At 69.4% G+C, this 17,395-nt stretch carries 15 protein-coding genes and 1 tRNA gene; 4 read left to right on the plus strand and 12 right to left on the minus strand.

Translation table 11 applies throughout. The annotated features are described in order from the left end of the window. Positions 1-2: 2 nt before the first annotated feature. Positions 3-575, minus strand: a complete 573-nt coding sequence (locus OG276_RS28700; RefSeq protein ID WP_266909581.1) for an alpha/beta hydrolase — start codon at positions 573-575, stop codon at positions 3-5. 86 nt (positions 576-661) lie between these two features. Between OG276_RS28700 and OG276_RS28705 the strand changes: the two genes are divergently transcribed. Continuing rightward, positions 662-1,279, plus strand: coding sequence for a TetR/AcrR family transcriptional regulator (locus tag OG276_RS28705; RefSeq protein WP_266909582.1), 618 nt, complete (start codon positions 662-664; stop codon positions 1,277-1,279). Positions 1,280-1,380: 101 nt separating this feature from the next. Further along, positions 1,381-1,839, plus strand: coding sequence for a MarR family winged helix-turn-helix transcriptional regulator (locus OG276_RS28710; RefSeq protein ID WP_266909583.1), 459 nt, complete (start codon positions 1,381-1,383; stop codon positions 1,837-1,839). Here the strand turns inward: OG276_RS28710 and OG276_RS28715 are convergent. Together OG276_RS28715 and OG276_RS28720 are read right to left on the minus strand one after the other, a co-directional pair. Continuing rightward, positions 1,836-2,558 (minus strand): helix-turn-helix domain-containing protein, encoded by a 723-nt coding sequence (locus OG276_RS28715; protein WP_266913188.1) that lies wholly within the window; start codon positions 2,556-2,558, stop codon positions 1,836-1,838. The genes OG276_RS28710 and OG276_RS28715 overlap by 4 nt on opposite strands. Before the next feature lie 152 nt (positions 2,559-2,710). Then, positions 2,711-2,783 (minus strand) — tRNA-Leu (locus OG276_RS28720). Positions 2,784-2,882: 99 nt separating this feature from the next. On the opposite strand from OG276_RS28720, the gene OG276_RS28725 reads away from it, so the two are divergent. Beyond that, positions 2,883-3,542: an ANTAR domain-containing response regulator gene (locus OG276_RS28725; RefSeq protein WP_250744985.1), complete on the plus strand. Its 660-nt coding sequence runs from the start codon at positions 2,883-2,885 to the stop codon at positions 3,540-3,542. A gap of 88 nt (positions 3,543-3,630) precedes the next feature. Here OG276_RS28725 and OG276_RS28730 read toward each other — a convergent pair whose 3' ends face one another. The 8 genes from OG276_RS28730 to OG276_RS28765 all read right to left on the minus strand — a co-directional run bounded on the left by OG276_RS28730 (position 3,631) and on the right by OG276_RS28765 (position 13,272). Then, positions 3,631-4,347 (minus strand): ABC transporter ATP-binding protein, encoded by a 717-nt coding sequence (locus tag OG276_RS28730; protein WP_266876958.1) that lies wholly within the window; start codon positions 4,345-4,347, stop codon positions 3,631-3,633. After that, on the minus strand, positions 4,344-5,246 hold the full coding sequence (locus tag OG276_RS28735; protein WP_266913190.1) for an ABC transporter ATP-binding protein: 903 nt from the start codon (positions 5,244-5,246) through the stop codon (positions 4,344-4,346). The genes OG276_RS28730 and OG276_RS28735 overlap by 4 nt, the downstream gene beginning before the upstream one ends. 5 nt (positions 5,247-5,251) lie before the next feature. Then, positions 5,252-6,976 carry a branched-chain amino acid ABC transporter permease gene (locus tag OG276_RS28740; protein ID WP_266909584.1) on the minus strand — a complete coding sequence of 575 codons (1,725 nt, stop codon included), beginning with the start codon at positions 6,974-6,976 and terminating at the stop codon, positions 5,252-5,254. A gap of 5 nt (positions 6,977-6,981) precedes the next feature. Next, the gene (locus OG276_RS28745; protein ID WP_266909585.1) at positions 6,982-7,914 is read right to left on the minus strand and encodes a branched-chain amino acid ABC transporter permease; all 933 of its coding nucleotides are present in this window, start codon (positions 7,912-7,914) and stop codon (positions 6,982-6,984) included. 122 nt (positions 7,915-8,036) lie between these two features. Then, complete coding sequence (locus OG276_RS28750; RefSeq protein WP_266909586.1) at positions 8,037-9,275, minus strand: branched-chain amino acid ABC transporter substrate-binding protein; 1,239 nt, start codon at positions 9,273-9,275, stop codon at positions 8,037-8,039. 541 nt (positions 9,276-9,816) lie between these two features. Then, complete coding sequence (locus tag OG276_RS28755) at positions 9,817-10,215, minus strand: hypothetical protein (RefSeq protein ID WP_266909587.1); 399 nt, start codon at positions 10,213-10,215, stop codon at positions 9,817-9,819. A 258-nt stretch (positions 10,216-10,473) separates the two neighbouring features. After that, positions 10,474-10,947 carry a PaaI family thioesterase gene (locus OG276_RS28760; RefSeq protein WP_266909588.1) on the minus strand — a complete coding sequence of 158 codons (474 nt, stop codon included), beginning with the start codon at positions 10,945-10,947 and terminating at the stop codon, positions 10,474-10,476. Between the two features lie 54 nt (positions 10,948-11,001). Then, the gene (locus OG276_RS28765) at positions 11,002-13,272 is read right to left on the minus strand and encodes an FdhF/YdeP family oxidoreductase (RefSeq protein ID WP_266909589.1); all 2,271 of its coding nucleotides are present in this window, start codon (positions 13,270-13,272) and stop codon (positions 11,002-11,004) included. 415 nt (positions 13,273-13,687) lie between these two features. Between OG276_RS28765 and polA the strand changes: the two genes are divergently transcribed. Then, positions 13,688-16,411, plus strand: coding sequence for a DNA polymerase I (gene polA, locus OG276_RS28770; RefSeq protein WP_266909590.1), 2,724 nt, complete (start codon positions 13,688-13,690; stop codon positions 16,409-16,411). A 38-nt stretch (positions 16,412-16,449) separates the two neighbouring features. Here polA and OG276_RS28775 read toward each other — a convergent pair whose 3' ends face one another. Next, positions 16,450-17,343: a DUF4184 family protein gene (locus tag OG276_RS28775; protein WP_266909591.1), complete on the minus strand. Its 894-nt coding sequence runs from the start codon at positions 17,341-17,343 to the stop codon at positions 16,450-16,452. Between the last annotated feature and the right edge of the window lie 52 nt (positions 17,344-17,395).

Genomic DNA, 17,395 nt, shown 5'->3' on the forward strand with positions numbered 1-17,395 from the left:
GGCTACAGCACCTCACGTATAAGACGCACCGCGTCGGGCAACACCAAACGGCTCTCACCCGTACTCGGGAAGTGCCCGCCCGACGCGGTCACCCGCGCCTCGGCCCCCAGCTCCCTCACGAACCGCAACACGTGCTCACCCGTCGCCTCCCCGGTCACCGGGTCATCGGCCGCATGCAGCACACGGAACTCCCGCGCAGCCTTCCGGATCCGCTGCCAGTCGAACTCCGGCGAGAAGAACGGCGCCAACGCGTCATACCCCACCTCCCCGGACATCGACGCCACGAACACCACCCCCGCGAACGCCCCCTCGGCCTCGGTGTCGTGCTCCTGCAGCAGCCGCAGCACATTCACCCCACCCAGACTGTGACCCACCAGCACCGTCTCACCAGCCGGCGCACCCCCCACCGCCGCCTCCAGCTCCTTCAGCCACACACCTGGCTCCGGAGCGAACGGCTCGGGGAAATTCGGGATCCGCACCTCGTGTCCCTCGGCAGCGAACTCCTCACCCGTCGCCGCATACCAATGCTCCCCGGCACCCATCCCGTACCCGTGCGCGATCACGATCTTGCCCATGGCTCCGCCCCTCGTATCCCTAGGTCGATCCTTCAATCGAAACGCTACGCCGCGTTTCGATAAAACGCTAGGGCTATCGTGAAGCCGTGTCAATCACTCCTTCGAGCAACTCTTCGAGCAACCCGCCCCGCACCGGCGGCCGCCTCCGCAACGAAGACGCCCACCACTCCGTCCTCGAAGCCACCGCCGCACTCCTCGTCGAAAACGGCTACGGCGCCCTCACCATCGAAGGCGTCGCCAAGCGCGCCAACGTCGCCAAGAGCACCGTCTACCGCTGGTGGAAGTCCAAGCCCGCCCTCGTCATGGACGCCTACGCCCACGAAACCGCCGCCCGCGTCCCCGAACCCGACACCGGCACCCTCACCGGCGACCTCACCGCCTTCGTCACCGACCTCTACCGCATCGGCCGCGACCCTGTGCGCGCGAAAGCCCTCACCGGGCTGATGGCCGAAGCCCAGCTCGACCCCGCCTTCACCGAACCCTTCCGCGCCTGGGTCGCCACCCGCCGCGAGGTCGTCGCCACCCTGCTGACGAGGGCGATCACCCGCGAGGAACTCCCCACCACCACGGACCTCGACCACGCGGTCGACCTGGTCTTCGGCCCCTTCTGGTACCGCCTCCTCATCGCCCACGCCCCCCTCGACCCCGCCGACGCGGAAGCTCACGTGGTGACGGTCCTGCACGGCCTCACGGGCCGCGGCTGACGGCGGCGTTGCCCCAACTCGACCCGGGCGCAAGGAACATCGGTGGCCGACGCGCCGCAACGCCTTGACCTCAAGCTTGGTTGAGGTCGTAGCTTTCCCGTATGACCATCAAGGAGTACACACAGGACCAGCTCGCGGCCCAGCCCATCGGCTACTGGGCCCGCGAGGCCGCCAACCTCGTGATAGGCGGCCTCAGGGCCGCGCTGGCCGAGGAGAACCTCACCCAGCCCCACTGGTGGACCCTCAACCACGTGACGGCCGCCCCGGCCCACTGGAAGCGCGCTGCCCTCACCGAGAAGCTCACCCCGTACGACGACCAGGACACCGACTTCGACGCGGTCTACGACGACCTGGCGGCCCGGGGCTGGCTCACGGAGACGGACGGCACGCTGACCCTGACCGAAGCGGGCGAAGCCGGCCGGGCCCGCGCGCACGACCGCAACGCGAAGGTGCACGCGCGGCTGCGGCAGGGCGTCGACGACGCGGCGTACGCGGCGACCATCGACGTTCTGCGGCGCATGGTGGCCAACCTGGGCGGCAGCGGCGACCTGCCGGGCTAGTACTTCGGCCCGATGTGGGCGTCCATGAGTGCGACGGACGCCTTCCTCGCGATGGACACGTTGAAGGGGTCGCTGCCGCGGGCGAGGATCGTCCACTGGACGCCGACCTTGGCGAGGGTGTCCGTACAGAGCTTCCGGATGTCGTCGGACTTGTTGGTGAAGAAGTACCGGGGGTACTCGTAGCGCTTGCCGTTGCGGACGGTCCAGTTGGTGACCCGGCACCCGTCGGAGTGGATCAGCCCCAGGACGAACTCCCACGGGTGGGCGTCGACGATGGCCTGCTGCCAGTCCGCCAGGGCGATGCGGCGGTCATGCTTCTTGCCCGGTCCGTGCTGCGGGAACATGCACGTCCAGTGGTGGGTGTAGGACTCGACCTCTACGCAACCCTGCCGCTGGACCCGTCCCACCTTGGGGAGGGACATGACGAGGAGCATCGCTGCTTCGGCTGCGTCGATGAGGCCGGGCCAGGAGGCGTCGCAGTAGACGGACAGGTGGTGCTGTTTGTGCTTGGAGATGATGTGGCCGTCGCCGAGGTAGAGCCCCAGGAGATAGGCGTACGCGGGCTGGTCGACTTCGCGGCCGGTGCATCTCGGGCAGTCCGTTGGGCGGACGTACGCCTCACCTCGGTGTCTTCGGTCCTCGGAGCGCCACCAGCCGATGGTGCCGCGCGGTATGCCCAGGTGTTCGGCGACCACTCGATTGGTCACGCCCCGGCGCATCAGTAGGACTGCTTCTTCGCGTATCGAAGGATTGTGCTCCACGCTCGGGAGCTTCGTCGCTGTTCGTCCAGTTGGTCGCAATTCGAAGCTGCGTTCACTGTGACGAGTGAAGATCCTAAAATCGCTTGGCGACCTTGGAAACGAAGGAGAAGTGCCCCGAGTCGGATTCGAACCGACGCTGAATGGGTTTTGAATCCATGGCCTCTGCCGCTGGGCTACCGGGGCCCCTTCGAAACAAAGGATACCTAATACCCTCCGTGTCACAAACATACAGGAGCTAGGTAGGCTCGGGGGAGCTGAATCGCCTTGCACCAAGGAGCCCCCGTGACCGCCGAGCACGAGTCGACGCCCACGCCCGACGCCGACCAGTCGCACGTTCCGCCGCTGACGACGCGCGTCGTCATCGCCGAGGACGAGGCGCTCATCCGTCTCGACCTCAAGGAGATGCTCGAAGAGGAGGGCTACGCCGTCGTCGGTGAAGCCGGAGACGGGCAGACCGCCGTCGAGCTGGCCCGGGAGCACCGTCCCGACCTGGTCATTCTTGATGTGAAGATGCCCGTCCTCGACGGGATCTCCGCCGCCGAGAAGATCGCGGAGGAGTCCATCGCCCCCGTGCTGATGCTCACCGCGTTCTCGCAGCGGGATCTCGTGGAGCGGGCGCGGGACGCCGGCGCCATGGCGTACCTCGTGAAGCCCTTCAGCAAGAGCGACGTGGTACCGGCCATCGAGATGGCCGTGTCGCGCTTCGCCGAGCTCCGTGCGCTGGAGAAGGAGGTCGCCGACCTCTCGCTCCGCCTGGAGACGCGCAAGCTCGTGGACCGCGCCAAGAGCATCCTGCAGACGCAGTACGGGCTCTCCGAGCCGGCCGCCTTCCGGTGGATCCAGAAGACCTCCATGGACCGCCGCATGTCCATGCAGCAGGTCGCCGAGGCCGTCATCGAGGACGCCGAGGAGAAGAAGGCCGCCGCCGGCAAGGGCGAGTAGCAGCCTCTAGTACGGCAGTACGGCAAACAGTGAGGCCCCCTCCGGATCCAGGATCCGGAGGGGGCCTCACTCGTACGCGGGGTGGGGCTCAGTCCTCGCCGAGGTACGCCTTGCGGACGTCCTCGTTGTGCAGGAGCTCCTGGCCGGTGCCGGACAGGACGATCTTGCCGATCTCCATCACGTGGGCCGTGTCGGCCAGCGAGAGGGCTGCCTGGGCGTTCTGCTCGACCAGGAGGATCGTGGTGCCGGTCGCCTTGAGTTCGGCGATCGTGGCCATGATCTTCTGCATCATCAGCGGGGAGAGGCCCATGGAGGGCTCGTCCAGCATGAGCAGCTTGGGCTGGCACATGAGGGCGCGGCCCATGGCGAGCATCTGCTGCTCGCCGCCCGAGAGGGTGCCGGCGGCCTGCTTGCGGCGCTCTCCCAGGATGGGGAAGAGGTCGTAGGCGCGCTGGATGTCCTTCTCGATGCCTTCTTTGTCCGTACGGAGGAAGGCGCCGAGCTGGAGGTTCTCGGTGATCGTCAGCCGGGGGAAGATGTGGCGTCCCTCGGGGGAGTGCGCCAGCTTCATGGAGACGATCTTGTGGGCGGGGACGCCGGCCAGGGGCTTGCCGTCGAAGGTGATGCTGCCCGCGGTGGGCTTGAGGAGCCCGGAGAGGGTGCGCAGGGTGGTCGTCTTGCCGGCGCCGTTGGTGCCGACGAGGCAGACGATTTCGCCTTCGTTGACTTCGAAGGAGATGCCCTTGACGGCTTCGATCTTGCCGTAGGCGACCTTGAGGTCTTCGACCTTGAGCAGTGCGGTCACTTGGCCTCTCCTTCCGTGTCCGTGCTGGTGGTGCTGTCCGCGGTCTCTTCGGCGGCGGGGGCGGCGGCTTCGGCGGCCTCGACCGCGGCAACCTCCTCCGCGCCGGGGGCGCCTTCGAAGGGTTCGCCGAGGTAGGCGGCGATGACGCGCTCGTCGCCCTGGACCTCGGAGGCGGTGCCTTCGATGAGCTTTTCGCCCTGGACGAGGCAGGCGACGCGGTCGCAGAGGTTGAAGATGAAGCGCATGTCGTGCTCGATGACGAGGACGGCGATGCCCATGTCGCGGATCGCGAAGATGAGTTCTTCGGCGGCGCGGGTTTCCTGCGGGTTCATGCCGGCGGTGGGCTCGTCCAGGAGGATGAGGCCGGGGTCGCTGGCCAGCGCGCGGGCGATTTCGAGCTTGCGCTGTTCGCCGTAGGGGAGGTTCTTCGCGAGGTGTCCGGCCTTGTGCTGCAGGCCGATGAACTCGAGGAGTTCCATGGCGCGCGCTTCGCTGGCGGCTTCGGCCTTTTTGAAGCCGGGGCCGCGCAGGAGGGCGGACCAGAGGCCTTCCTTGGTGCGGGTGTGGCGTCCGACGAGGACGTTCTCCAGCACGGTCATGTTGTGGAAGAGCCGGATGTTCTGGAAGGTGCGGGCGACGCCTGCTGCGGTGACCTTGTGGGGCGTGGGCGGCAGGACGGTGCCCTTGTAGCTGACGGTTCCCTCGGTGGGGACGTACAGCCCGGTGAGGCAGTTGAAGAAGGTGGTCTTGCCGGCGCCGTTGGGGCCGATGAGGCCGACGATCTCGCCGGCGTTGACCTTGAGGTCGACGCCCTTGACGGCGGTGAGGCCGCCGAAGCGCATGGTCACGCCGCTGGCTTCGAGGACCGTGGTCTTCGTGGTGGTGTCCGTGGTGGTCATGTTGTTCACGCCCCCGCCTTGGCGGTGGCCAGGTCCGTGGGGGCCTGGTCAGTCGTCTCGTCGTCGTGGAACTCGAGCTTCGCGCGCTTGTTGGCGATGAGGCCTTCGGGGCGGAAGCGCATGAGCAGGATGAGGGCGATGCCGAAGGCGAGGAGCTGGTAGTCCTGGAGGAAGGCCAGCTTCGCCGGGATCAGGAAGAGGAGTGCGGCGCCGAGGATGGGGCCGCGGATGGTGCCCATGCCGCCGAGGATGACGGCGGCGAGGAGGAACGCGGAGTTCGGCGGGACGGGCCCGGCGAAGACGTAGTTCTCGGGGACGACCGTGCTGTTGACGTGTGCCTGGACGGTGCCGGCGAGGCCGGCGAGGGTGGCGCCGAGGGCGAAGGCGATGAGCTTGACCTTGAAGCCGTTGATGCCCATGGCTTCGGCGGCGGTCTCGTCTTCGCGGATGGCGACCCAGGCGCGGCCGATGCGGCTGTTGCCGGCGCGGGCGAAGATCACGATGACCAGGGCCATCACGAGCAGCATCAGGAAGTAGTAGTTGGCGTAGGCGCCGAGGATGATGCCGCCGACGTCGTGGGATTCCCCGAAGTTCCACCCGAAGAGTTCGAGGTGGGGGATGTTGGGGATGCCGTTGGGGCCGTTGGTGATGTCGGGGCCGGACTGGCCGTCGAGGTTGCCCATGGCGATGCGGAAGATTTCTCCGAAGCCGAGGGTGACGATGGCCAGGTAGTCGCCGCGCAGGCGGAGGGTCGGTGCGCCGATGACCACGCCGAAGATGAGCGAGGCGAGGGCGCCGACGATGACCGCTGCCCAGAAGGGCAGTTGGATGCCGAACGCGGAGGCGGTGGATCCGGAGACCAGGGCGGCGGCGTAGGCGCCGACGCCGAGGAAGGCGACGTAGCCGAGGTCGAGGAGGCCGGCGAGGCCGACGACGACGTTGAGGCCGAGGGCGACGGTCGCGAAGATCAGGATGTTGACCGCGATGAGCGTGTAGGTGTCGCCGCTCTGCTGGATGAACGGGAAGGCGATCGCGGCGGCGGCGGTCCCGATGAGGGTGACCTGCCGGTTCTTTGCCGTGATGCTGCTGAACCGGTCCAGGAGGCCCGACTTGAGCAGGCCGAAGGCGGCGAAGCCGAGGGTGATCAGGTAGGCGACGAAGAGCTGCGGCTCGTTGTCGTTGGTGTCGATGCCGAAGGTGACCACGTAGAGGCCGAGGGCGAAGACGCCGGTGATGATGAGGATCTCGGCCCAGGAGGGCAGCGGCTTGGCGGGGGCCGCCTTGTGGCTGTCGTCGGGGAGCTTGAAGGCGGCGAGGGCCGCGATGAGCGAGCCGACGAAGGCTACGTAGGCACCGGGGTCGAGGTCGGCGATCTTGCCGAGGACGACGACGATGGAGATGACCGTGAATCCGGTGGCCAGGAAGTTGCCGAGGGTCAGGAACTTGACGGCCTTGTGGGATCCGGCGGGCGTCAGCCAGCGGAAGCCCTTGACGCCGAGCGCGGAGAGCGCGAAGGCGAGGCTGAGGACCGCTCCGATGAGGGTGACGTACTGGAGGCTGGCGGGGCTGCCGTAGTAGGTCAGGTCACCGGGGAAGTCGGGGGTCCACGTCCAGGCCAGGAAGGCGCTGACGATGGTGATGAGGCTGCCGGCGGCGACTGCGTAGAGCAGTGCGGCGGGGGCGGGGCCCTGCTTGGCCGGGGCGGTCTGCGGGGTGGTGTTGGTGGTCATGGTTCTCACGCCCGATCCGCGACGCGCTCACCGAGCAGGCCTTGTGGCCGCACGAGGAGGACGACGATGAGGAGTACGAAGGCCCAGACGTTGGACCAGGCTCCACCGCCGAGCTGCTGCATGCCGGGGATCTCTTCGATGTATGCGATCGAGAGGGCTTCGGCGAGGCCGAGGACCACGCCGCCGACCATGGCGCCGTAGATGTTGCCGATGCCGCCGAGGACGGCTGCGGTGAAGGCCTTCAGTCCGAGGATGAAGCCCATCTCGAAGTTGATCTGGCCCTTGTCGACGCCGTAGGCGACGGCTGCGACGGCGGCGAACGCGGCACCGATGGCGAAGGCCATGACGATGATGCGGTCGGTGTTGATGCCCATCAGCTTCGCGGTGTCGGGGTCCTGCGCGGTGGCCTGCATGGCGCGGCCGCTGCGGCTCTTGGAGACGAAGACGCCGAGGGCGAGCATGCACAGGGGTGCGAGGACGAGGACGAAGGCGTCCGCGCGCTGGATGGAGAGGCTGTCGGTGATCTTGAAGGCGGCTCCCTTGAACTCCGGGAAGCTGACTGCCTTCTTGGCGTCCGGGTAGAACTGCCAGACGAGCTGCTGGAGCGCGATCGAGAGGCCGATTGCGGTGATGAGCGGGGCGAGCCGGGGTGCGCTGCGCAGGGGACGGTACGCGAAGCGTTCGGCTGCGGTGGCCACGGCGACGGAGGCGAGTGCGCCTCCGACGATCATGACGGGTATCGCGATCAGCAGGGATGTGCCGGTCGGGAGGGCGGTGTACGCGGTGAGTGCACCGAACCCGCCGATCATGAATATCTCGCCGTGGGCGAAGTTGATGAGCTGGACGATCCCGTACACCATGGTGTACCCGATGGCGATGAGGCCATAGAGAGCACCGAGGGACAGGCCGTTGGCCAGCTGTTGCGGCAGTTCGTGCACCGCAGGGCCTCCGATGAGCGTGTCGGATAAGACTCCGCGCGAGGGCGCTGTTGCGCCCTCGCGCGGCTGGTTCTTTGGGGAGGGTGGGCCTGGTCGGACGGACCGGGCCCGGTACTACTGGATTACTGGTTGAACGTGTCGCTCTTGACGTCGACCCACTTGCCGCCCTCGACCTTGTAGACCGTGAGCTGCTTGTTGGTGGTGTCGCCGTACTGGTCGAAGGCGACCTTGCCGGTCACGCCCTCGAAGGAGACCTTGCCGAGAGCCTCGACGACGGCGGCGCGGCCACCGTCGGCCGGGAGCTTGCCGTTGTTGGCGGCGACGACGGCCTTGACGGCCTGGATGATGGACCAGCCGGCGTCGTAGGAGTAGCCGCCGTAGGCCGCGTAGGGGTCCTTGTAGCCGCCGGCCGCGTAGTCGGCGATGAAGGTCTTGGCGGTGGGGAGCTTCTCGACCGGGTAGCCGATGGAGGTCGACAGGTCGCCCTCGTTGGCCTCACCGGAGGCGCTGATGAAGGCGGGGTCCTGGATGCCGTCGCCGCCCATGAGCGGGATGCTGGCGCCGGCCTTCTTGATCTGGTCGGCGAGCAGGCCGCCCTCGGGGTACTGGCCACCGAAGTAGACGGAGTCGGCGCCGGAGGACTTGACCTTGTCGGCGGTGGAGGAGAAGTCGGTCTCCTTCACGGTGACGTGGTCGGTGCCGGCGACCTCGCCGCCGAGCTTCTTGAACTCGTCGGAGAAGATCGCGGCCAGGCCGGCGCCGTAGGTCTGCTTGTCGTCGACGACGAAGACCTTCTTCTTGCCGGCGTCCTTGAAGAGGTACTGGGCGGCGAACTTGCCCTGGACCACGTCGGTGGCGGCGGTGCGGAAGTAGGTCTTGAAGGGGCGCTTGAACTCGCCCTTGCCCCAGTTGTCGCCCTGGCTGAGCGAGGGGTTGGTGTTGGCGGGCGAGACCTGCGCCAGGTTGGCGGAGGCGAAGACGCCCTGCATCTGCTGGGCGACGCCGGAGTTCAGCGGGCCGACGACACCGACGACCTCCTTCTTGCCGACGAGCTTGGTGGCGTTGGCCTGACCGGAGGCGGGGACCGCCTGGTCGTCGAGGGCCTCGACCTTGAACTCGATGCCGGGAACCTCGTTGTTCTTGTTGGCCGTTTTGGCCGCGAGGTCGACAGAGTTCTTGATGCCCTGGCCGAGCGCGGAGAGCGAGCCGGTGAGCGGGGCGTCCACACCGATGACGACGACGGTCTTGGCTCCGTCGGTCTTGTCCGTGGTCTTGCCCTCGTCGCGGGATCCGCAGGCGGTGAGGGTCAGTGCACCGGTGGTGAGGACGGTGGTGAGGACGAGCAAAGAACGGTGTCGCACGATTCTTCCTTTCCCTGGCGCGGCCGCCTCAGGTGAGGTGCCGAATGTTCGCCGGGCCGCACTGGGAGGTCCACGGCCGTGCTGAGTCGCACCTTTCGGCGCGGTGACTGGCCGTGACTCTAGGCCGAGGTGGCGAATGCGGGGAGGCGGGAAAGGAGGATGTGACGCTCTTGTTATGCCAAGGCCAAGAATGTGCGGCGGGAGTACGGACAGATCGGGCTTTTAGCGACCTCGGGGTTTGACCACATGCTGAGAAATCCCCGTTCCTCTAAGGGGCTTGAGGGCCTCATGGTCCTGTCATAGATCAAAACGGGTCGAATGTTGCAGCGTGTGGCCGAAAGAATCCATCGAGTGGCATTCAGGAACGTAAAGGCCTGATTCTGCAAGGTATGGACATGACGCAGGGTAGCGAAAAAGCGTGATCGACTTCGGTCTCCGGATCTTCCGGAGAGGGCGCAAAGGCCTCTCGACCTGCGAAGGGGTCGTACGTCGACAAGTGACCGGAAGCCGGACATGGCATGCACGATTCCGGTCATCCGGCTCACTGCGGAGGGCGCCAGTTCTCGGAGCTCCGGGTGGCTCCGTCCTGCTCGGTGCAGCGCTGCGCCACGAGCCGGTCGATCAGCTCAAGTCCCTTTTCCTGCCCGTGGGTTCGCTCCTCGGCCCGGCCGGCGGCGACGGCTTCCTCGTGGATCGCGTACTGATCATTGGACAGGCCCTTCTGCTCCCAGTCCAGCCCCGACCACTTGCTGCCCTTGAGGGTCTCTTTCGCCCAGTACGAGACCAGGGCGGTGCAGATCTGGGCAGGTGAGGAGGGGCTTGGCTCGGCAGCGGAAGACGTCGGGGCGGCGTGCGGGGCGGAGTTGGAACATCCGGGCAGGAGCAGCGCGGCGAGGGCGGCGGCGACGTACGGGAGCGTTGTGCGCGGCGTGGTCCCCATGGGGGGACGGTAGGCCGTCACCATCGGTGACACAACAGCCCGTGGCGGAACGTGCGCGGACTGGCGGATTCCGGGCGGGTGGCGGGGTTCCGGGGGCGGGGGCGGGGCGTTCGGGGCGTGCCCGGGGGGTTCCGGCGGGTGCGGCGCGGGCCCGAGGTCGTGCCCGTGAAGGCGGTGCCGGCCCGCGGGCACGGCGCGGGCCCGGCTCCTGCCCCTCGCGGGGCGGGATCCGGGCCCGTGGGCCGTGCCTCGCCGGGGTCAGGCCCCGGGGGCCGCTTCGACGTCGCGCAGCAGGCAGGTCAGGCGGGCGGTGCAGACCCGGCGGTCCTGCTCGTCGGTGATGACCACCTCGTAGGTGGCGGTGGAGCGGCCCCGGTGCACGGGGGTCGCGACGCCGGTGACCAGGCCGGACCGGGCGCCGCGGTGGTGGGTGCAGTTCAGGTCGACGCCGACGGCGACCTTGGTGATGCCGCCGTGCATCATCGCGCCGACCGAGCCGAGGGTCTCGGCGAGCACGGCGGAGGCCCCGCCGTGGAGGAGTCCGTAGGGCTGGGTGTTGCCCTCGACGGGCATGGTGGCGACCACGCGCTCGGCGGAGGCTTCGAGGATGCGGATGTCCATCCGCTTGCCGAGGTCGCCCGCCGAGAACAGCGCGGGCAGGTCGATGCCCAGGGCCGTGTACTCGTCGAGGACCTCCTGCGGGAACTTCACCGCGTGCTGCTGCTCGCCCATGGGCCGACTCCGTTCGTCAACGCTCGTTAACCATCTTGTCCTGGAGTCGTTCTATCAGGCCGGTTCGAAGCGCACGACGACGGACTTGCTCGCAGGGGTGTTGCTGGTGTCCGCCGTGGAGTCGAGGGGGACCAGCACGTTGGTCTCGGGGTAGTAGGCGGCGGCGCAGCCGCGGGCGGTCGGGTAGTGCACGACGCGGAAGCCGGGGGCGCGCCGCTCCACGCCGTCGCGCCACTCGCCGACGAGGTCCGTGTACGAGCCGTCGGCGAGCCCGAGCTCGGCGGCGTCCTCGGGGTTGACCATGACCACGCGGCGGCCGCCGGTGATCCCGCGGTAGCGGTCGTCGAGGCCGTAGATGGTGGTGTTGTACTGGTCGTGGCTGCGCAGGGTCTGCAGGAGCAGGCGTCCCGGCGGGAGGTGCGGGTACTCCACGGGTGCGGCGGTGAAGTTCGCCTTGCCGGTCTTCGTGGGGAAGCGGCGTTCGTCGCGCGGGGCGTGCGGGAGCTGGAAGCCGCCGGGGCGGGCGACGCGGGCGTTGAAGTCCTCGAAACCGGGGACGACGCGGGAGATCCGGTCGCGGATGGCCGCGTAGTCCCGCTCGAACTCCTCCCAGGGGGTCTTGGAGGCCTCGCCGAGGACGGCGCGGGCCATGCGGGCCACGATCGCGGGCTCGGAGAGCAGGTGCGGGGAGGCGGGGGCGAGGTTGCCGCGGGAGGAGTGGACCATGCCCATGGAGTCCTCGACGGTCACGAACTGCTTGCCGCCGGCCTGGACGTCCTTGTCGGTGCGGCCGAGGGTGGGCAGGATCAGGGCGCGCTTGCCGGTGACCGCGTGGGAGCGGTTGAGCTTGGTGGAGACGTGCACGGTCAGGGAGGCGCGGCGGATCGCGGCTTCGGTGACCTCGGTGTCGGGGGTGGCGCCGACGAAGTTGCCGCCCATGGCGAAGAGGACCTTGGCCTCGCCGTCGCGCAGGGCCTGGATGGAGCGGACCACGTCGAAGCCGTGCTCGCGGGGCGAGGTGATCTGGAATTCGCGGTCGAGGGCGTCGAGGAAGGCCGGCGCGGGGCGCTCGAAGATCCCCATGGTGCGGTCGCCCTGGACGTTGGAGTGGCCGCGGACGGGGCAGACGCCGGCGCCGGGGCGGCCGATGTTGCCGCGCAGGAGCAGCAGGTTGACGACCTCGCGGATGGTGGCGACGGAGTGCTTGTGCTGGGTCAGGCCCATGGCCCAGCAGACGATGGTGCGCTTGGAGGCCAGGATCATGGCGAGGGCGCGCTCGATGTCGGGGCGGGTGAGGCCGGTGGCGGTGAGGGTCGCGTCCCAGTCGGTGTCCTTGGCGGCGGCCGCGAACTCCTCGTAGCCGTGGGTGTGTTCGCGGATGAACTGCTCGTCGGTGGCGCCGCCCGCCTCGATGACCAGCTTGTTGAGGAGGCGGAAGAGGGCTTGGTCGCCGCCGATGCGGATCTGGAGGAACAGGTCGTTGAGGGCGGTGCCCTTGAGCATGCCGAGGGGGGTCTGCGGGTTCTTGAACCGCTCCATGCCGGCCTCGGGCAGCGGATTCACCGAGATGATCTTCGCGCCGGCCGACTTGGCCTTCTCCAGGGCGGAGAGCATGCGCGGGTGGTTGGTGCCCGGGTTCTGCCCGGCGACGATGATCAGGTCGGCCTGGTGGAGGTCTTCGAGGGAGACGCTGCCCTTGCCGATGCCGATCGTCTCGTTCAGTGCGGAGCCCGAGGACTCGTGGCACATGTTCGAGCAGTCGGGGAGGTTGTTGGTGCCGAACTCGCGGACGAACAGCTGGAAGAGGAAGGCCGCTTCGTTGCTGGTGCGGCCGGAGGTATAGAAGAGGGCCTCGTCGGGGGAGTCGAGGGCGCGCAGCTCCTCGGCGATCACCGCGAAGGCCCGCTCCCAGCTGACCGGCTCGTAGCGGTCGGCGCCGGCCTCCATGAGCATCGGCCGGGTGATCCGGCCCTGCTGGCCCAGCCAGTAGCCGGAGCGGGTCTCCAGGTCGGCCAGCGGGTGCGCGGCGAAGAACGCGGGGGTGACCCGGCGCAGGGTGGCTTCTTCCGCGACGGCCTTGGCGCCGTTCTCGCAGAATTCGGCGGTGTGCCGCTTGTCGCCCTCGGGCCAGGCGCAGCCGGGGCAGTCGAAGCCGTTCTTCTGGTTGACCTTGAGGAGGGTGCGGGCGGTACGGGCGAGCCCCATCTGCTCTTGCGCGATCTTCAGGGTGTGCCCGATCGCGGGCAGGCCGGCGGCCGCGTGCTTGGGGGGCGTCACCTGGGGTGCGTCCTGTACGGGATCCCCTGCGGGCGGCTTGGTGGCCATGTCGCTCCCCTTCGAGCGTGTGTGCGAGTGCAGCACATAGTGCCGCACTTCCGATCCTTTCACGGTCGCCGGGTGGGCGGGAGGGCGGTACGGAGCGTCCGCAGGCCGGGCGGGTGCGCCGGGGGCGGCCGCTGTGACGGATGCGCCGGGGGGAGCCGGACGGGGCTGCCCGGGCGAGTCGCGGGGGAGGCCCGGTGGGAGGCGGCGGCCGGGCCCTTGCGGCGGACCGGCCGTGGACGGGCCCCGCAGCGGACTGGCCCCACGAAGGGCGCTGGATGGGTGGCGGATGGGCCGGTGGCCGGCCTCCGGGGGCGACGGCGGTCGGGCCCGCGCGGGGCCGGGCCCGGACGGCTGCCCACCGACCGGGTGACCACCGGCGCCGGAATTGTCAGCGCGGCGGCCTAGGATCGGGGGCGTGGCAGATTCAGCATCGAAGAAGACCGACCAGCCGACCGCAGCGGGCCGCCCCCGCCTGATGCTCATGGACGGGCACTCCCTGGCGTACCGGGCGTTCTTCGCGCTGCCCGCGGAGAACTTCACCACCGCGACGGGGCAGCCGACCAACGCCATCTACGGGTTCGCGTCGATGCTGGCGAACACGCTGCGCGACGAGGCGCCCACGCACTTCGCGGTGGCGTTCGACGTGTCCCGCAAGACGTGGCGCTCGGCGGAGTTCCCCGAGTACAAGGCGAACCGTTCCAAGACCCCCGACGAGTTCAAGGGGCAGGTGGAGCTGATCGGCGAGCTCCTCGACGCGATGAGCGTGCCGCGCTTCGCGGTCGACGGCTTCGAGGCCGACGACGTGATCGCGACCCTCGCCACGCAGGCCGAGGCCCTCGGCTTCGACGTGCTGATCGTCACCGGCGACCGGGACTCCTTCCAGCTCGTCTCCGAGCACACCACCGTGCTCTACCCCACCAAGGGCGTCTCCGAGCTGACCCGCTTCACCCCCGAGAAGGTCGAAGAGAAGTACGGGCTCACCCCCCAGCAGTACCCGGACTTCGCGGCGCTGCGCGGCGACCCGTCCGACAACCTCCCCGGCATCCCGGGCGTCGGCGAGAAGACCGCCGCCAAGTGGATCACCCAGTTCGGGTCCTTCGCGGAGCTCGTCGAGCGCGCCGAAGAGGTCAAGGGCAAGGCCGGGCAGAACTTCCGCGACCACCTGGACGCCGTGAAGCTCAACCGGATCCTGACCGAGATGGTCAAGGACGTCGCCCTGCCCAAGACCCCGGCAGACCTGGCCCGCGCCCCTTACGACCGGACGGCCGTCACCGGAGTCCTGGACGTACTGGAGATCCGCAACGCCTCCCTGCGCGAGCGGCTGCTCGCCGTGGACCCGGGCGCAGCCGAGGAGGAGGCCCCGGCCCCGGTGGCCGCCGCCGTGGAGCTGGACGGTTCCGTGCTGGGCGCCGGCGAGCTCGCGCCGTGGCTGGAGAGCCACGCGGGCGCCCCGCTCGGCATCTCCACCGTCGACACCTGGGCGCTCGGTGCCGGCAACGTCTCCGAGATCGCGCTCGCCTCGGCCGGCGGCGCCGCCGCCTGGTTCGAGCCGTCCGCGCTGGACGAGGCCGACGAGCGGGCCTTCGCCACCTGGGCCGCCGACGCCGCCAAGCCCAAGGTGGTGCACAACGCCAAGGCCCTGATGCGGGTCTTCCCCGAGCACGGCTGGACCCTGGCCGGGGTCGCCATGGACACCGCGCTCGCCGCTTACCTGGTCAAGCCCGGCCGCCGCTCCTTCGCGCTGGACGTGCTCTCCCAGGAGTACCTGCACCGGGAGCTGGCGCCCGCCGCCGCCGACGGGCAGCTCGCCTTCGGCGCCGACGACACCGCCGAGGCCGAAGCCCTGATGGCGCAGGCCCGCGCCGTCCTGGACCTCGGCGACGCCTTCGCGGTGAAGCTGCCCGAGGTGGGCGCGGCCGAGCTGCTCCACGACATGGAGCTGCCCACCTCCGAGCTGCTGGCCCGCCTGGAGCGGGCCGGCATCGCCGTGGACCGCAGCCACCTCGAAGCGATGGAGCAGCAGTTCGCCGCGGCCGTGCAGCAGGCGGTGAAGGAGGCACACGCGGCGGTGGGCCACGAGTTCAACCTCGGCTCGCCCAAGCAGCTCCAGGAGGTCTTCTTCGGCGAGCTGGACCTGCCGAAGACGAAGAAGACCAAGACCGGCTACACCACGGACGCCGACGCGCTCGCCTGGCTGGCCACCCAGACCGACCACGAACTGCCCGTGATCATGCTCCGCCACCGGGAGCAGGCCAAGCTGCGCGTCACCGTCGAGGGCCTGGTCAAGATGATCGCCGCCGACGGCCGGGTGCACACCAGCTTCAGCCAGACCGTCGCCGCGACGGGCCGGCTGTCCTCCACCGACCCCAACCTGCAGAACGTGCCGGTGCGCACGGACGAGGGCCGGGCCATCCGCCGCGGCTTCGTCGTCGGCGAGGGCTACGAATCCCTCATGACCGCCGACTACAGCCAGATCGAGCTGCGCGTCATGGCCCACCTCTCCGAGGACGAGGGCCTGCTCGAAGCCTTCCAGTCGGGCGAGGACCTGCACACCACCGTCGCCTCCCAAGTGTTCGGCGTCGAGCGCTCCGAGGTCGACGCCGAGATGCGGCGCAAGATCAAGGCCATGTCCTACGGTCTGGCCTACGGGCTCTCCGCGTTCGGCCTCGCCCAGCAGCTGAACATCGAGCCCGGCGAGGCCCGCGGCCTGATGGAGACCTTCTTCGAGCGCTTCGGCGGGGTCCGGGACTACCTGGGCCGGGTCGTCGAGGAGGCCCGCGCCACCGGCTACACGGCCACCGTCTTCGGCCGCCGCCGCTACCTCCCGGACCTCAACAGCGACAACCGCCAGCGCCGCGAGGCCGCCGAGCGGATGGCGCTGAACGCGCCGATCCAGGGCACCGCCGCCGACATCGTCAAGGTCGCGATGCTGCGCGTGGACAAGGCGATCACCGGGGCCGGGCTGAAGTCGCGGATGCTGCTCCAGGTCCACGATGAAATCGTGCTGGAGATCGCGCCCGGAGAGCGTGAGCAGGTGGAGGAGCTGGTGCGCCGCGAGATGGCCGCCGCCGTCGACCTGCGGGCCCCGCTGGACGTGTCCGTGGGCGTCGGCCCCGACTGGGAGTCCGCCGCGCACTGATCCGTGGCCCTCGTGGCCCGGGCAGCGCCCGTCCCCGCCTAAGTGGTGGGGACGGGCGTTCCCTTTTTCTCCGCCGAGTCCGAGTCGGCGTCCGAGTCGGACTCGGCGTTCGGGTTCGAGCGGTCGCGGACCCGCCGGTGCGGCAGGCGCACGAGGATCCCGTACAGCAGCAGCCCCACGGCGAGGCCGCCGCCCGCGCCGAAACAGACGGTCGGGATGATGTCGAGCGGCGTGCGGATCCGGTCGAAGTAGGTGAAGAAGCGCAGCACGCGCCAGGTGATCCCGACCGCCACGCAGACGAGGACCAGGGCGAGCGCGCCCCACACCTCGGCCCGGCCGAGCACCGGGACGGACGCGGGGGCGGGCGAGTCGGGCAGCCGGCGCAGTGCGGTCGCCGTGAACCAGACCAGGAGGCAGGCCGCGAGCGCCGAAGTCCCGTACTGCAGGTACGAGTAGAGGGGCAGTCCGAGGGCGAGCGGCTCGCCCAGCTCCGGCAGGATGCGCGTCCCGAAGCGGTCGACGTGCGTGAAGGCGTCCCACACCACGTGCGTGAGGGAGCCGATGGCCGCCGAGAGGTAGAACCAGAGGGCCAGCGCGGGCAGTCGGCGCCCGCGCCATTCCTCGCCCCGGACGAAGGCGTGCACCCTGCCCTGCCGGCCGCGCGGCAGGAGCGCGATCAGCGGTTCGCGCAGCAGCAGCCAGCACGCCGCGAGGACGGCGGTCAGGGCTGCGTCGGCGGTCAGGACGCCGGGCAGGGAGTGCGTGAAGGTGCTGTACGGCCTGAGGCCCGGCACCACGACGTCGACGAAGTAGAGGGTGTCCGGAGCGAACGACCCGAGGACCAGGGCCGATCCGACGAGGGGGCCGCGCGCACGACCGGACCGGCGGATGGCCGGAAGTACGGCGGCCGCGTGGCTGAGAGTGAACGGCATGGGACCTTGTCTCGGAGGGCTCGGCTCTTCGACCGGTGCGGGCGCCCGGTGC

This window comes from Streptomyces sp. NBC_00086, from assembly GCF_026343255.1.
In the GTDB taxonomy this organism is placed as follows: Bacteria; Actinomycetota; Actinomycetes; order Streptomycetales; family Streptomycetaceae; genus Streptomyces.

What these genes read in the sequence shown, in the direction of transcription:
- OG276_RS28700 (WP_266909581.1), bottom strand. Translation starts at nt 575, where the DNA reads ATGGGCAAGATCGTGATCGCGCACGGGTACGGGATGGGTGCCGGGGAG.
- OG276_RS28710 (WP_266909583.1), top strand. Translation starts at nt 1,381, where the DNA reads ATGACCATCAAGGAGTACACACAGGACCAGCTCGCGGCCCAGCCCATC.
- OG276_RS28715 (WP_266913188.1), bottom strand. Translation starts at nt 2,558, where the DNA reads ATGCGCCGGGGCGTGACCAATCGAGTGGTCGCCGAACACCTGGGCATA.
- OG276_RS28735 (WP_266913190.1), bottom strand. Translation starts at nt 5,246, where the DNA reads ATGACCACCACGGACACCACCACGAAGACCACGGTCCTCGAAGCCAGC.
- OG276_RS28740 (WP_266909584.1), bottom strand. Translation starts at nt 6,976, where the DNA reads ATGACCACCAACACCACCCCGCAGACCGCCCCGGCCAAGCAGGGCCCC.
- OG276_RS28755 (WP_266909587.1), bottom strand. Translation starts at nt 10,215, where the DNA reads ATGGGGACCACGCCGCGCACAACGCTCCCGTACGTCGCCGCCGCCCTC.
- OG276_RS28760 (WP_266909588.1), bottom strand. Translation starts at nt 10,947, where the DNA reads ATGGGCGAGCAGCAGCACGCGGTGAAGTTCCCGCAGGAGGTCCTCGAC.
- OG276_RS28765 (WP_266909589.1), bottom strand. Translation starts at nt 13,272, where the DNA reads ATGGCCACCAAGCCGCCCGCAGGGGATCCCGTACAGGACGCACCCCAG.
- OG276_RS28775 (WP_266909591.1), bottom strand. Translation starts at nt 17,343, where the DNA reads ATGCCGTTCACTCTCAGCCACGCGGCCGCCGTACTTCCGGCCATCCGC.